Below are 15,292 nucleotides of genomic sequence, written 5' to 3' on the forward strand. Positions count from 1 at the left end.
TTTAGTGGCCGGTGAGTTTGTTTAGGGCTCATCGGTTTTTTGGAGTAACTCTTCTACGTCACCGTTTTTAACCTGCTCATAGATGGCTTGCACTGACAGGCTTAGGCCCACTGATTCAAGCTCCACAATATCATCCCAATAGTAATAGGAAGGCTGCCAGCCTTGGCTACGGCGGAATACTTCAACCTCAACGCGCTCTTGTTCAATCAATACATATTCCTGCAAGCTGGGGAGCTTAATGTATTCGAGGCGTTTGATTTGGCGGTCTAATTGATGGGTGCCTTTCGATAAGACTTCAACCAGTAAAACAGGCGAGTCCGTTGAGTAGTCATCGAGAAATTGGTCGTCACACACTACGGTGACATCAGGGTAGCGATAGTGATCTTTGCCAGTTCTGACCAGTAAATCGCTACTAAATGGTCGGCAGCTTGTGCCTCTTAAGTGGATAGCTAGGTTAGTTAGTAAATTTGCAGTGATCTGGTTGTGGTTGATACTTGCGCCAGCCATTGCATACACGAAACCGTCAGCGAACTCATGGCGGATTTCGCTCTGCCGTTCTCCTTCAAGGTAGTCTTCAACGCTGAGCTGATTTTGTTGTTTGACTAAGGGCATGTCAGGCCTCGTGATTGGGTAATATTTATATTAGAGGTCAATCGCGGAAAAATAGCAACTTCGCGACGTATGTCTGAGGGCCTAACTTAGGCATATAAACGAGTCGTTACCCTTGCTCTACGTCAAATCCCACAATATTACGATCTACTTTGCTAAACTCCACGCCGGTTAAATGGATCGGCTGATTTAGACCGCGTATGGCCTTTGAATCGTTTGCCCTTCAAGGGATATCTATCCATAGTTAGATTTATATCCTAGTTGTTAACGAATAAGTACAACGTCACAATCGGTAGATACTTTTGCCCATGCTTTGTCCGCGGTATAAACAGGATGCTGTGCCTCTATACCTAAGGCTAAGCAGGCTCTATCACCCAATGATAAACCAAAGGCTTTGCTGACTAATCTCAGCTCACCGCTGATAAATGCCTGCTCCTCAGAAAGTGCGATGCATTCCATCTCCAGACTATCCATCGTTTCTTGAATAGCTGCTGATGGCATCTTTAGGTCAAATAATTTACTAACTGTCTCTGCATAATTTGCACTAGAAATCACAGCAGCACCAGAGTCCAGAATAGGTGCAACTTTATCGGCACCAGTCTCATCAAATAGATAAGCCAGTACTGCGGAAGTATCCAGCACAATTTTATTCATGTTCAGCAGCCTCATGCCTTTCGGCTATCAGCTCATCAACAACTGATCCGTTAGGTTTTGCAAACTGCTTGATTAAGTCTTTAGCTCTTTTCAGGCGTTGTTTACGTGTTGCAATAACGAGTTCCTGAGTTTCTTCTGACCAGGAAAGTAATACTTGGTCACCGATGCCGATGCCCATTTTCTTTCTCACTTCAGTGGGGATAACGATTCTGCCACCTTGAGAGACTTGTGCAGTTATAGTTGTCATATTATTTCCCATGTCCTTAATTTGACTTAGTGTCACTTTTATAAATAATGACACAAAATCGTTAATTTGGAAAATTAAGATTAAGAAAGCTAATTGCATTGAGATGGTTAGCTCAAATGGATTATGGAATTTTTGTTCATTTTAAGCATCCGAAACCCACTTCTTAACCAACCGCGCATTCCCCCCATGAATCCGCGTAGGCGAGCACATCAGCGCATACCCATACCCCTCCAGCACCTCCAAAAACGGCTGAATCAACAGTCCATTATTCAACTCATTCCGCATCAAATCATCCGCTATAATCAGGCCCTGCCCATCAACCGCTGCTTGCACCCGCACATTCGCATCACTAATCACCCGACGCGGATTTTCAAGCCTGACAGGCTCCGGCGCTCCCACCTCAAACCACTCTTGCCAAGTATCCTGCGACCTATCCTCACACAATAAAGTCATACTCTTAAACGGTTCTTGTTGCAGTTGGATGGCACTCAGCGGCTTTGATGTATCCACCCCATAACGCCTCAACAATTCAGGACTAGCCACCGGAAACAACCCCATCGGAATTTCCCCAAACCGATTACGATCAGCCCGCTGCTTACAGGGCCCCCAACGTATCGCCAGATCCACATCACCCAATTTAAAGTCCGCTGAATTAACCGAGTGTTGTAGTAAAATTGTCACATCAGGATGCTGTTCGTTAAACTGACTGATCCGCGATGACAACCACCGCGCCGCCACATACGTTGTTGCGGCAATGCTCACTCCGGCTTGCTGATTTTCACCACTGAGTTGCGATAGCGTCTTGCTCAGCTCTTGAAAAAACTGCTGCGTGGTTTTCAACAAAGCTTGACCAGCATCGGTCAAATACACCTGCCGCACCGCGCGTTTAAACAAGCTGCATTGGAGGTGCTCTTCCAGCTTACGAATCTGATAACTCACTGCACCTTTGGTAATACACAGTTCATCAGCCGCCAGACTAAAACTCAAATGACGGGCAGCGGCTTCAAAGGCTTTCAGGCTGTCTAGTGGCGGAAGTGGGTGTTTCATAGTGATCAGTTTATAGTTCAGTAATTTTAAACCATAAAGCAGAAAATTAGGTTTGTCACCTCCTGCATTAGGCTTGATGATTGAAACTATAAAATTCAGGAGTTGTTATGGCAGAAGTAATCAAATCACATGCGCGGGTTGTCATCATTGGTGGTGGCATTGCAGGTTGTTCAGCGCTGTATCATTTAACCCGCGAGGGCTGGACGGATGTGGTGTTAGTCGAGCGAGACGAGCTAACATCAGGTTCAACCTGGCATGCAGCTGCGCAAGTTACTCAGTTTGGTGGCAATCAAACCATGTTTGCCTTGAAGCGTCATAGTATTGATCTATATCGCGAATTAGCCAAAGATACCGAATTCCCATTTTCCTACCACATCACCGGCGGCATGCGTACGGCCTACACACAAGATCAAGTCGATATATACAAATACCATATCGGTATGGCGCGTGGCATGGGTATAGAAATGGAGTTTATCGACCCACAAGAAGTGCATAAGCGTCATCCTCTCATGCAGCCCGAAGGCATGTTAGGTGCTTGGTGGGACCCACTGGATGGTTATATCGACCCATCAGGCATTACCTTAGCCATGGCGCGTGCGGCGAAGAAAGCCGGTGCGGAAATCTACCGGTTTAATCCCGTGGAAAACATCACCCGCAAGGCCAATGGTGAGTTCATCGTTCATACCAAAAAGGGCGATATCACCTGTGAAAAGGTGGTGAATGCCAGCGGTTATCGCGTGAATGAAGTGGGTAATATGTTGGGCGTCACGCATCCTGTGACCTCGATGGAGCACATGTATTTCCTCACTGATAGTATGCCTGAGATCGAAGCGCTGGATTATCAAGTGCCAGTCGTGCGTGATCCCTTTGATGATTTTTACAGTCGTCAGGAAAAGAATGGTTTACTGGTCGGCGTGTATGAGCAGGGTTGTAAAACCTTCGGCATGAATGGCATTGATCCGAACTTCACTAAGGATTTGTGCCCGTCTGATTTGGACCGTTGTCTGGAGAATATGGAGGGTATCTTTGAACGGATGCCTGCGTTGCAAACGGTTGGTATTCATTCCGTTATCAATGGCCCCATTACCTACACGATTGACGGTTTGCCGCTGGTTGGACAGATTCCAGACGTTGAAAATGCTTACTGCATTATCGGGCTACGCGCGGGAATCGGTGAAGGTGGCGGGCATGGAAAAATCCTTGCTGAGCTGATCGTGCATGGTGAATCTGAGTGGGATGCCTGGAGTCTTGATCCGCGTCGTTTTACGCAATATGCCAATACTGAACATACCTGCATCAAGGCGATTGAAGATTATCAAAACGAATTCCATTACCACATGCCACATGAGCATCGTCCGGGGGCGCGTTTAGCGCGTACTACACCATTGTATCCTGTGCTGGATAATGAGAATGCGATTTGGGGTGTGGTGAATGGTTGGGAGCGTGCGCTGTGCTTTAAACCGGCTGATCAACCAGATTTTGTTGATGAGCATAGTTTCCGCTTTACCCCAACCAAAGAACTTGTTGCTAATGAAATCAAAGCACTGACGACTAATGTTGGTTTGATGGAAGTCTCTGGTTTTAACCGTTATGAAATTCGTGGCGAAGGTGCCGGTGAGTTCTTAGATTATTTGGTGTGTGGAAAGATACCGACTGTCATTGGCCGTGTGAGTTTGTGTTATTTGCTCAATGAACATGGGCATGTCTTGGCTGAAGCGACGATTGCCAAGCTGGGTGACGAGCATTATTGGTATGGCTCCGCCGCAGCCGCAGAATGGCATGATCGCGATTGGCTGAACCGCTTTAAACCAGCAGGTGTTACGTTAACCGAAATGGCGGCTAGCCATACGATTCTAGTGGTGGCTGGGCCAAAGGCACGCGATTTATTGCAGTCCTTATCGCCTCGTTGCGATTGGTCAAAAGCCGCTTTCCCATGGATGCGTGTGAAGCAAATGACGCTGGCTCATGCCGAAGTGACCGCGATGAGTGTGAGTTTCTCTGGTGAACACGCCTATGAGTTACACATCCCCAATGAGCAGTTGTATTTGGTGTGGAAGCTGCTGAATGAGGCGGGTGAAAAATTCAATTTATCGTACTTTGGTTTATACGCGACCGAGTCGATGCGTATGGAAAAAGGCTATCGTCATTGGAAGGCTGATTTGATTTATGAGCACAACCCAATGGAGTCTACGATAGACCGTTTTGTGAATTTGGATAAGCCTGATTTTGTGGGTAGAGCGGCGTTGCTAAAAGAGATTGAACGCGGCCCTAAGAAGCTATTTGTCTCGCTGATTGTTGATTGTGATATTGCTGCTGCACATGGTGGTGACTCGATTTATAGTGGTGATGATTTGATTGGGTCGGTGACCTCTGGTGGTTATGGGCATCGTGTTGAGAAGAATATTGCAATGGCCTTTGTGAACCCTGAGTTTGTTGAGATTGGGACTAAACTTGAAATTGGTATTTTGGGTGAGCGTTATCCTGCAGTGGTCTGTGAGCCCGGTTTGTATGACCCAACAATGGCGCTGGTGAGAGGCTAGGGTCGGTGATAATACTGAAGAGTCGTTCTCTGGGTCGTTACCCGTATTTCCATACCCGCTTGTTGGAGGGTTAGGTTGATCAGCGGTGCTTGGCCTGAATCGTTCTAGCCTGATTCTCTGGCAAGCGTATGGGCATCAATCCTGCCTGTTAATCCAAGGCTGGCCAGTCAAGGGCCAGCCTTGCCAATGAACGAGGATTAAATCTTATGATTGCAAATAGAGTAATGAGGGAATGTGATGTCTACTAAACCACGCCGCAAACGTAAGATGAGTCCTCGCGAGGCAATGCATGCCAAGCGCGCCAAAGCACCGGAAGTTAATCCCTGTCCCCCAGGGCCTTCTGGTGGTCAGTACAAACCCTTGTCCGATAATGAGATCCAACAAATCTACGACAATGCCTTACGGATTTTGTCAGAAATCGGCATGGGTGAAGTACCGGATGCCTTGATGGAAAAGGCGCTGGAGTGCGGTGCGCATCAAAACGAGCAGGGGAGATTGTGTTATTCCAAAGCGATGATCGAGGATATTCTGGCGGGTGCGTGCCGTAAGTTTACCTACTATGGCCGCAACCCAAAACATGACTTTGAAGTGGGCGGTGATAAAGTCCATTTCGGCACGGGTGGTGCAGCGGTTCAAACCATGGATTTGGATACGCACAACTACCGCTCTGCGACCTTGCGTGATTTGTACGATTTCACACGACTGGCCGACTCGCTGACCAATGTAAGTTGGTTTACTCGTTGCTGCGTGGCGACCGATGTTGAAGGTATCAAAGACTTAGACGTCAACACGGCCTACGCTTTGCTCAAGGGAACCACTAAGCCCGTCGGCACCAGTTTTACTGTTGCTGAAACCGTCGATCCCATTATTGATATGTTCGATATTGCCATGGGTGGCGAGGGTAAGTTTCGTGAGCGCCCATTCTGTAAAGCGCATATTAGCCCTGTGATTTCACCGTTGCGTTATGGTGAGGATGCCTTTGACGTGGCGATGGCTTGCATCAAACGTGGCGTGCCACTGAATAATATTGTCGCTGCACAGTCCGGCGCAACTGCTCCCGCGACACTGGCCGGTATGCTCTCATCAACGCTTGCAGAAACCTTGGCGGCGCTGGTAATGGTGAATGTGTTTGCACCGGGCTACCCGATGATTTTCTCAAACTGGCCGTTGGTGATCGATTTACGTACCGGTTCCTTTTGTGGTGGTGGCGGGGAAATTACCTTGCTTAATGCCGCCTCTGCGCAGATTTCTAATTGGTTAGGCTTACCCTCTGGAGCCGCTGCCAGTATGAGTGACTCCAAAGCGGTGGATGCGCAAATGGGGTTGGAAAAAGCCATGACATCGTTGGGTGTGGGCTTGGCTGGCTGCAATATGGTGTATGAGTCATCAGGAATGACGGCGAGTTTGCTGGGTGCATCATTTGAGGCGATGCTGATTGATGATGAGATGTTATCGCAGGTGTATCGAACGTTGCGCGGGATTGAAGTGACCGAGGAAACCTTGGGCTTTGAGGCAATCAAAGAGGCAGTGTATGGGGAAGGGCATTTTCTCGGCGGGCAACACACAATGGATGCCATGCAGCGGGATTATTTCTGGCCAAGTAAACTGACCGATCGGCAGCAACCTGCGGTCTGGGAAGAGCAGGGGTCTTTGGATATGTGGCAGCGGGCGAATGTGCGGGTTAAGGAGATATTGGAAGAGCACCAGCCGGAGTATTTGAGTCCTGAGGCAGATGTGGAGATTCGCAGGAAATATAAAATTTTATTGGATGTTTAATGTCGTTTTGATAATGACTACCCATAATATTCTTGTGCTTGATCCTATTATTTTGTTTCTTAACAGCTAAGGACTTTAGAGCGCGGTAGCCCGTGCTATTAGCAAGAATCAGTCATTCGGATACATCAGGTGCAAATACGCAGTAAGCGACCCACCAATCTAAGGTATCATTCTCGCTGCCTAAAACTCACCTACCTAAAAAGATACCCAATAAATGACTGATATAACGATAGCCACACACGACGGTAATTTTCATGCTGACGACGTATTCAGCGTAGCCGCTCTCAAAAGCATATTGCCACCGTTTACACTGATTCGCACCCGTGATTTAGAGAAGATCGCCAAGGCTGATATCGTGATCGATGTGGGTGGCGAGTATGACGCCGATGCAGGCCGTTTTGATCACCACCAACGTGGCGGCGCAGGTGCGCGTGACAATGGCATCCCATATTCATCATTTGGTTTGATCTGGAAAAAATACGGTGTAGAGATCTGCGATGGCAATGAAGATCTCGCGAAGTCGGTCGATAGACGCCTGGTCTCGCACATAGATGCACTCGATTGCGGTCATGTCGAAGGGGTTTATGATGGCATCAGCCTTAGCCATGCTATCGGTATGTTCAACCCCACATGGCAAGAAGATAGCCACTTTGATGAGTGTTTTGACGAAGCGGTCGAGTATGCTGGACTGCTACTAAAGCGCTTTATTGCAGCGGCTAATGGCGGCATTAGTGCCAAAGCGATCGTCGCAAAAGCCATTGAAGACGCTGAAGACCCAAGAGTCATTGTCTTAGAGAAATACACGCCATGGAAACGAACCGTTCATGAGCACTCGAAAGCCGCGCTATATGTGGTTTACCCTTCACAAACCGGCCAATGGAGAATCCAAACCGTACCCGTAGAACCAGGTTCGTTTGAAGATAGAAAACCATTACCCCAAGCGTGGGCGGGCTTATCGGATAAAGCACTGCAAGAGGTCACGGGTATTGACGATGTAACCCTTCACGGGGGGCTTACGCTGATATAGCGTGCTGACCTAAGGGTAGCCGTACGGTAATAGCCTCACCACACAGGCCTTGTTCACAGACTTTTCTCAATAGTCCATAAACGCCTAAGCCCAACCGCTTACAGGTTTCAGTCAGAGTCAGAATCACCGGACGGAACTGATCTCCTCTGGCAGACTGACTGAAGAAACTGGTTTTACGCCAGATCACATAAGGACGTATCGCACGTTCTGCTTCATTGTTGGTCATGGGAATCGCGCGATCCTGCAAAAACGTCCAGAGCATCGATTCATCCGCCAGCAGTCGTTTGCACTGATTGGCTGTTTTGCTGGCTTTTTTTAACGGGTCAGCGGGCGCGGTCTCACACCCCAGGCACAGTAGCGTATGGATCGCCTGTTTGAATCGTCGCATTCGTGTGTGGTAGCCAGCATCAGAATAGCCGCCCGATCGCCAACGATTACGACAGTGTACAATCAAGCGGGATAATCGCCAGAGTTGTTTCCCCAGCACCCCGGCCCGTCCCACACGTTCTGATATTTTCCGAAACTTACGGATAATATGCGCCCAGCAAAGCTGGCGCTTTTCGACCGGATAATCGTTGTAGCCGCCATGTTGGTCAGTGACCAGTATACCCTCAAAATTATCCAGTAAACCCTTCGCGGCACCTTTACCCCGAGAATGATGCGTTAGAAAGTAGACGACTTGCGAGGAACACAGCACCCAAAGCCAACGCTGCTCATTATTGCGGTAATGACTGGTTTCATCCGCATGAGCAACGGGTAAATTCCGTACCGCCTGACCCACTTGCTGATACAGCGGCAGCAACCATCCCGTGACCGAGCGGGTGGCCTGGCTCACGGCACCGGTACTGAAGGCGAGTTGCCAGTGATCTTTCAGTAAGCGTTGAATGTTTGACACCGATAAGGCATAAGCGCCATTCATCAGCGTAATCCAGCTGACCAGTCCCGGCCCCATTTGCCCACAGGGAACCGTGTCTGGCAAGCGAGCCACCTGACGCTTGCGGCAACCCGGACAGATTGCCTCATAAAGACAATGTTCAGTGACTTGACTGCGAACCTCAGGCAGGTCAAAGACCTGATGTCGCTGATAAGGCTCCTGAGCGACATCACACACCGCACCACAGGTGCATTGAGTGCCTGGGTAGTAATGAACTTGCTCATCCGTCGCAGACAGCTCTACCCGAACGCGTTGATGACCCTGATGACCCGGCTGGGCTCCTTGCTTGCGAGGACTCTTAGGCTTCTTCTCGCGCTTAGCCCGTTGTTCCGGTGAATCCTGGGACGGTGGTCTGGAGGAGTTTCTGGAAGAACTCCCGCTGCCTGCGATGTCTTCCAGCTCAGCGACACGCTGTTCCAGTTGGGTCACTAAATCCAATAACTGACGATTGAGACGCTGCGACGCCGCCAGATCCGCGGGCAGTTGGTGATTGAAAAGCGCCTCAGTTAGTTTGTTCATTGTTTAATCATAACGAATTGTGGCCTAAATGCAACCCCGTGAAGGGTTACATTGACGATGCGATGTTCTGCCATAACGGTTTATTTATTGCAGGTGCGGAATCGTTTGAAAGCACTATGAAAATGGCGCGAATGGCGCTTGAGTAATAAATGATAGGTATACCAGCATGGCAGTGATCGATGTGGTTCGTCAGTCTTGCGGCAGCGTGAGTGTTTAACGGCATGGTAAAGCGTCCACTGGTGAACAGCGATACCGATGGCAGGATTGTCATCATTGATTTCAACAACGCTGGCTATAGTACGCCTGGTCTCCTCAGCTTAAGCGTGTGTTTGCTTACCTGTTTGGGGACTGTACCGATGAGATACTCAAGCGCTTATTAGCCTTGTTGGAGCCTGTCAAGTTTAGTGTTTACTGCACCGATGATTGGGTGCTTACCGCCGATTATTACCTTGGGAAAAGCATCTTATTAGTAAGCGGTATAACCAAAATATTGAACGTCAGAACCTAAATTTTCGAGTCCATATCAAGCGATTAGCGAGGCTTACAATTTGTTACTCTAAATCGGTTGAACTTCATAACAAGGTGATTGGTGAGTATATTCGAAGGCACTCTTTTCTACTGGCCTGATACATTACCTATTATTGGAACCTTGGCGCACTCAATAATCAAACGGGTAAAAATAAAAAATGCCAGCAAGTACTGGTTACAAGCTTATGATATTTACAATGAATTAGGAAATGAACCTAAGAAAAAATTTGGCAAAGGTTTCATTGATAAGAATTGTAAATCTTGATGGCAAGTCAACCTACCAACAGGCCAGGCAATTAAGCTCGTTTCGCCCGCTTATTTTCTAGCAACCAAGTTGTCCGCTTTTTACGGTCGGGGGCGAGGTGATTTTCTGATGAGGCATGATATTGAAGATATTATTGCGGTACTGGATGGCAGGCTAGGAATTGTGGCGGATATTCAGGGTGCGGATAACAAAGTCAGACACTATCTTTCAGAGCAGTTTACGGCTTTGTTAAACAGTCGTGACTTTGTTGAGGCTATTACTGGGCATTTGCCTGCTGATTCAGCCAGCCAGAAAAGAGTCACGCTGCTGGTTGAGCAAATCAGGTAGTTAAAATAGGAGCATCAAGCTACTCTTGAATCTCCAAATTTCCCTGGTCTTAGAACTTAGGACAGTTTATTAAAGGCAATGTTGAGTTCGTTTATAGCCCGGCAAGTTTCCGTAAAATCGATTCCATCATCTTTAAATTTCAAGTAATCGGTTAGCTCTAAAATCGCCATACTGTTTGCACCGATGAGGCGCTTACCTTTGCCACCAACAATCTTAAACTTTACTCCAATACCGTCATAGATGGGCCTTAGGTTATTTATTAAGTCCTCTCTGAGTTTCTTTTTATCAGTTGTTGAATCTTTGATATGAGTTTTAATAACTAGACGCCCAGTGTGAAATTCCAAAGAGACATTACTTCCCTCTGCGCCATAATTCCTTAACCAAGTTAGTACTAGCCAATAAGGGCTACCAGAGTGATGCGCAGCAAACTTTCCATAACCTAGCTTTTTTCTTAGCGCATGTAGAAAGCCGTACCACGTATCACGGTACCAAGCATCAGGTGCAAGATTAGTATAGCTTTGGTAACGATCGCGACGGGTTAAGATACTGAGGCGAAAATCTTGGTAGAAGTCATTTGCCACAGTCCCATGTGGTTCAACGAAATCTGCAAAGTCATAGATATCAAAAACTTGGTAACCTTCCTTGTCGACATAATCTCTTTCACTCCCCCAAACCAAGTAGCTTTTTACATAATGCTTTTTAATTACCCATTGTGGTGGTTTGTACCTTTTCGCGACTTTGTCAGCATATTTTTGGAGTTGTCCGCTGTGGAATGTTGTTTTGACTTTGTCTTCGATCAGAATCAGGTATTGATCATTTACCTCGGCTAAAATGTCAATGTTGTCTTTTTGTCTCAATATTCTGATTTTATCTATAGAAAAGTTCTCAGAATCAGGTATTTCCAGAAGCTTTTTTACGAATGCCAGCGAGATGATATTAAGTTCAAGATTGTGGGCTTTATTAGACTCCTTCGACCATTCCAGAAACCAACATAAGAAGGCATCTTGTGCAAGCTCACCTGTTGCATAAGAAAAAATATTCGGTTTGATTGAAACGATACTCAAAAGGTTATTCCCCAAATAAAACTAGCCAGCAGCGCAGAATAGCACGTTGTTTGTATAATTTACATTCAATGTGTTCTTAAGATCCTAGCCGTTTCTCAAAAAACATATGAAAGCTACTATTTAAAAATCTGAAAAGTGACCGTATTTGCCTATTGGCTTGATTTGTCATGGAAAATAAGCCGCCGAAACAAGAAAGAGACAAGAGATAAGGTCATGATCGTTTGGTGAGTCGCTTGTAGGTGATTCGTGTCCGATCAGCACCAGATTAATTCGTTAAGTTACTGATTAATTTGCATCTAAAAGGTAATATTATCCCGTCGCTATTTCATAAAGCCTGCCCAAAATGGATTTAAAAACCAAAGAACTATTAACACTCTTTACTATTGACCCCCAAGAATTGTTGAACACCTATGGCCAAGCGACCTTGGTGCGTGGTTTGGACTACTTCAATAAAGAGCGCGTGCAGGATATTGAACAAGCATTACCGACGGCTGATGATGGGGTGGTGATTGTTGGCAGGGTCAGTAATGGTCGTGGAAAAACCTACGTCGTTCGACTGGAGTTATATCCTGGTAAGCGTGGTTTTGGTTTGGCTGCAAGGTCTGATTGCAATTGTCCGGTGGGTGATGAGTGTAAGCATGGTGTGGCACTATTATTTACTTTCCTATCACAGCTAAAAGCGCTTGATTCTGATCCTGAGCAAGAACAAATTAGCGCTGAAAGTCAGCAAGTAGTGCGGTGGCTGGCAGGCATCGAAGGGGCTGAGGATACACTGAATGTTAGCGCGATGACCGATGAAAGGTATCAGCCTGAATTTCATATGATACACCTTATGAGTATTCGCTCATTCCATGGAAAGCCTGTTTTATGGATCGAGTCTGTTAAATCCAGAGTGTTGAAGAAAGGGGGGTTACGGCAAGCCAGCCCAATTGCAATATCATCACCTTAGGGAAAGCGAAATCCTTTATGGGAATAAAATGTTCTGTACGGATGATGAGGTATTGGTTTGTAAGTCGTTATCCGGCAGCAGTTATGGGAGTTACGTCAGTGGTCAATTGCCGAATAGCACGCTAGGGGAATCCTTTCTCAGCTTATTATTAAAAACAGGGCGTTGTTTCTGGGGGGAGGACAGTCATAAATTATCGCACCCATTAACAGAAGGCGTGAGTAGAGACGTTACGATGGAGTGGGTTGAGCATGATGAGCTAATGGTGCCGGAACTGCGGTGCAATGAGCCTTATGACGAACTGTTTCGTCTCAGCCACTATCATTATATTGATCTAAAAAACCATCAGTGCGGACAGTTTACGCATGATGGATTAACGTCGGATCAAATGTCGCATTTGCTGGATGCTCCACCCGTCCCCAAAGTGGTTGCTGAGCAGGTGAGTGAAAAGCTATTGGAGCTATTTCCGACGGCCAATATGCCGCTACCCAAGCCTATAGTGATTGAAGACTTGTTAATTCAGGGTGTTACGCCTAAAGTTTGTCTTTACCTTCATGCAGAACAAATCTCTCAAGCACAAAGAATACACGTGGCCAGTCTGGGGTTTGACTATGGCGAGCTGACCATACAGCCCCCCACTCCAGAAGCGTTTAGTCAGGAGGTAATGTTAATATCAAAGAAGACTCAGGGGCAGCACAAGCGGTTCAAGCTTTACCGGGATCTGGTGGCGGAGCAGAAAGCGTTGGATCGTATGACAGCGTTCGGCTTTACTTCTTTGGGGCCTGAAGTAAAGCCGTTCGGCCCATTAGATATGGTCGTGCTTGCGGAAAATGGACTGTCTGTGGCGATCGAGCTATGGGATCAATTTATTAATGTACTCATTCCATTGCTTCGTGGGCGGGGTTGGAAAATTGAAATCGCCGATGACTTTCAACTGTCTATTGATACGGTTGATGATTGGTTGGGGGATATTGAAGAAAGCGAGGGCGGTGAATGGTTTGAAATGAGCCTTGGCTTTGAGCTAAATGGTGAGCGAGTTAACTTATTACCGCTGCTGATTGATCTGTTGAAGCGCTACCCAGATACCATGACGCTACAGCAAAAGCTGAAAGCAGAGGAGTATCAATTATTCCAGTTGGCCCCAGGGCAATGGATAAAGTTGCCATCACATCGTGTGTTGCACGTGCTCGATGTTTTGGTGGAGTTGTATGACACCGATGCGTTAAACGCGGACGGTAATCTGGAATTCTCCAAGCAGCTTGCTTCTCATTATGGTGAGCTACTGAATGATCCCAATCTGCGCTGGAAAGGTGCGGATGAAATCAAGGCATTGAGCAACAGGCTGAAGCAATTCACGGGGGTTGAATCGACCGATCTGCCGAAGGGCTTGCAGGCGGAGTTGAGAAAGTATCAACATGCGGGGTATGACTGGTTACAATTTCTTCGGCGTTTTCAGTTCAATGGCATTTTGGCTGATGACATGGGCTTGGGGAAAACGATTCAGACGCTAGCGTGTTTGCTCAAGGAAAAAGAAGCGGGGCGTGTGAATGCACCTTGCATGGTGATTGCCCCTACGAGTCTGATGAGTAACTGGCGACGTGAAGTTGAGCGCTTCACACCGGATTTGAGTGTATTGACACTGCAAGGTCATGATCGTCATGAAAAGTTTGATCAGATAGCGGATTACGACTTGGTCTTGACTACCTACCCACTGATTTTACGTGATGCGCATCATTATGAAGATCAACAGTTTTACTACCTGATTTTGGATGAAGCGCAGCTTATAAAAAATGCACGTTCGAAAACCACGGTGAAGATTCGGGAGTTGAAAGCCACTCATCGCTTGTGTTTGAGTGGTACACCGATTGAGAACCACTTGGGTGAGTTGTGGTCAATGTATCATTTCTTGATGCCCGGTTATCTTGGTACCGAAGAGCGCTTTAACCGTTTATTCAGAAAGCCAATCGAGCGTGAGGGCAATGGTGATCGAGGGAAGCAGTTACGTCGACGCGTTCAGCCCTTTATGTTGCGACGTACTAAAGATCTGGTCACACAGGAGCTACCGAAGAAAACAGAGATTATTCGATCGGTGTCTTTGGTGGGTAAGCAGCGCGATCTTTATGAGACCGTTAGGCTGGCTATGGATAAAAAGGTCCGAGACGAGATCAGTAAGAAGGGCTTAGCTAGAAGCCATATCATGATATTGGATGCGTTACTGAAACTGAGGCAAGTGTGCTGTGATCCTAGCTTGGTCAAGCTGGAAAAGGCGACCAAAGTTAAGGAGTCTGCAAAGCTTGGATTGTTGATGAGTATGCTGCCTGAGATGGTGGAGTCTGGGCGTAAAATATTGGTATTTTCTCAGTTTACAAAGATGTTGGCGGTGATTGAGTCAGAGCTGAAAAAGCACAATATTGGATACAGCAAACTCACGGGGCAGACGCGCAAGCGTGAAGAGGCGATTGACCATTTTCAGGAGGGTAATGCCAAAGTGTTTCTGATCAGCTTGAAAGCAGGAGGAGCGGGGTTAAACCTGACGGCTGCTGATGTGGTGATTCATTATGATCCTTGGTGGAATCCTGCCGTGGAGCGGCAAGCAACCGATCGGGCTTATCGTATCGGTCAAGATAAACCTGTTTTTGTCTATAAGTTGCTAACTGAAGATACTGTTGAAGAAAAAATCATCAAGCTACAGGAGAAAAAGCAGGCACTGGCCGATTCGGTGTATGGCGGTAAGCAGCAGGAAGGCGCGGCATTTGGCCAGAATGATCTTATGGAGCTGTTGAAGCCTTTGGAGTGAATAGTGGGCCTT

Annotated in this window: 14 protein-coding genes and 1 pseudogene; 9 read left to right on the top strand and 6 right to left on the bottom strand. The window is 47.0% G+C overall.

The window, feature by feature from the left end; translation table 11 throughout:
* Positions 1-21 precede the first annotated feature (21 nt).
* The 4 genes from LEUMU_RS0104040 to LEUMU_RS0104055 form a co-directional block, all read right to left on the bottom strand.
* Complete coding sequence (locus LEUMU_RS0104040) at positions 22-612, bottom strand: Uma2 family endonuclease (protein ID WP_022950994.1); 591 nt, start codon at positions 610-612, stop codon at positions 22-24.
* A gap of 261 nt (positions 613-873) precedes the next feature.
* Positions 874-1,263, bottom strand: coding sequence for a type II toxin-antitoxin system VapC family toxin (locus LEUMU_RS0104045; RefSeq protein WP_022950995.1), 390 nt, complete (start codon positions 1,261-1,263; stop codon positions 874-876).
* Positions 1,256-1,609, bottom strand: a complete 354-nt coding sequence (locus LEUMU_RS0104050; RefSeq protein WP_022950996.1) for an AbrB/MazE/SpoVT family DNA-binding domain-containing protein — start codon at positions 1,607-1,609, stop codon at positions 1,256-1,258. The genes LEUMU_RS0104045 and LEUMU_RS0104050 overlap by 8 nt, the downstream gene beginning before the upstream one ends.
* A gap of 42 nt (positions 1,610-1,651) precedes the next feature.
* Positions 1,652-2,557, bottom strand: coding sequence for a LysR family transcriptional regulator (locus LEUMU_RS0104055; protein WP_022950997.1), 906 nt, complete (start codon positions 2,555-2,557; stop codon positions 1,652-1,654).
* 107 nt (positions 2,558-2,664) lie between these two features.
* On the opposite strand from LEUMU_RS0104055, the gene LEUMU_RS0104060 reads away from it, so the two are divergent.
* The 3 genes from LEUMU_RS0104060 to LEUMU_RS24555 all read left to right on the top strand — a co-directional run bounded on the left by LEUMU_RS0104060 (position 2,665) and on the right by LEUMU_RS24555 (position 7,900).
* Complete coding sequence (locus LEUMU_RS0104060; protein ID WP_022950998.1) at positions 2,665-5,097, top strand: FAD-dependent oxidoreductase; 2,433 nt, start codon at positions 2,665-2,667, stop codon at positions 5,095-5,097.
* Positions 5,098-5,334: 237 nt separating this feature from the next.
* Complete coding sequence (locus LEUMU_RS0104065) at positions 5,335-6,873, top strand: trimethylamine methyltransferase family protein (protein ID WP_022950999.1); 1,539 nt, start codon at positions 5,335-5,337, stop codon at positions 6,871-6,873.
* Positions 6,874-7,087: 214 nt separating this feature from the next.
* A complete protein-coding gene (locus LEUMU_RS24555; RefSeq protein ID WP_022951000.1) occupies positions 7,088-7,900 on the top strand; it encodes an MYG1 family protein in 813 nt (270 codons plus the stop codon).
* Here the strand turns inward: LEUMU_RS24555 and tnpC are convergent.
* Positions 7,887-9,353 (bottom strand): IS66 family transposase, encoded by a 1,467-nt coding sequence (gene tnpC / locus LEUMU_RS24560; RefSeq protein WP_022950222.1) that lies wholly within the window; start codon positions 9,351-9,353, stop codon positions 7,887-7,889. The two genes, LEUMU_RS24555 and tnpC, sit on opposite strands and share 14 nt — an antisense overlap.
* Positions 9,354-9,391: 38 nt before the next feature.
* On the opposite strand from tnpC, the gene LEUMU_RS28725 reads away from it, so the two are divergent.
* The 4 genes and pseudogenes from LEUMU_RS28725 (at position 9,392) to LEUMU_RS24565 (ending at position 10,473) form a co-directional block, all read left to right on the top strand.
* Positions 9,392-9,499 (top strand): MYG1 family protein, encoded by a 108-nt coding sequence (locus LEUMU_RS28725; RefSeq protein WP_211223009.1) that lies wholly within the window; start codon positions 9,392-9,394, stop codon positions 9,497-9,499.
* 179 nt (positions 9,500-9,678) lie between these two features.
* Positions 9,679-9,980 (top strand): annotated as a pseudogene (locus LEUMU_RS29400) (IS1 family transposase).
* On the top strand, positions 9,943-10,146 hold the full coding sequence (locus LEUMU_RS28940) for a hypothetical protein (protein ID WP_022951001.1): 204 nt from the start codon (positions 9,943-9,945) through the stop codon (positions 10,144-10,146). The pseudogene LEUMU_RS29400 and the gene LEUMU_RS28940 overlap by 38 nt, the downstream one beginning before the upstream one ends.
* Positions 10,147-10,254: 108 nt before the next feature.
* Positions 10,255-10,473, top strand: a complete 219-nt coding sequence (locus LEUMU_RS24565) for a hypothetical protein (protein ID WP_022951002.1) — start codon at positions 10,255-10,257, stop codon at positions 10,471-10,473.
* 56 nt (positions 10,474-10,529) lie between these two features.
* Here LEUMU_RS24565 and LEUMU_RS0104090 read toward each other — a convergent pair whose 3' ends face one another.
* On the bottom strand, positions 10,530-11,537 hold the full coding sequence (locus LEUMU_RS0104090) for a PD-(D/E)XK nuclease family protein (protein ID WP_026744478.1): 1,008 nt from the start codon (positions 11,535-11,537) through the stop codon (positions 10,530-10,532).
* A gap of 343 nt (positions 11,538-11,880) precedes the next feature.
* Between LEUMU_RS0104090 and LEUMU_RS24570 the strand changes: the two genes are divergently transcribed.
* On the top strand, positions 11,881-12,486 hold the full coding sequence (locus LEUMU_RS24570) for an SWIM zinc finger family protein (RefSeq protein ID WP_040503945.1): 606 nt from the start codon (positions 11,881-11,883) through the stop codon (positions 12,484-12,486).
* Positions 12,487-12,514: 28 nt separating this feature from the next.
* Entirely contained in the window at positions 12,515-15,280 is a 2,766-nt protein-coding gene (locus LEUMU_RS24575; RefSeq protein ID WP_084708028.1) for a DEAD/DEAH box helicase, read from the top strand.
* Positions 15,281-15,292: the final 12 nt, after the last annotated feature.

It is taken from the genome of Leucothrix mucor DSM 2157 (assembly GCF_000419525.1).
GTDB classification, from domain to species: domain Bacteria; phylum Pseudomonadota; class Gammaproteobacteria; order Thiotrichales; family Thiotrichaceae; genus Leucothrix; species Leucothrix mucor.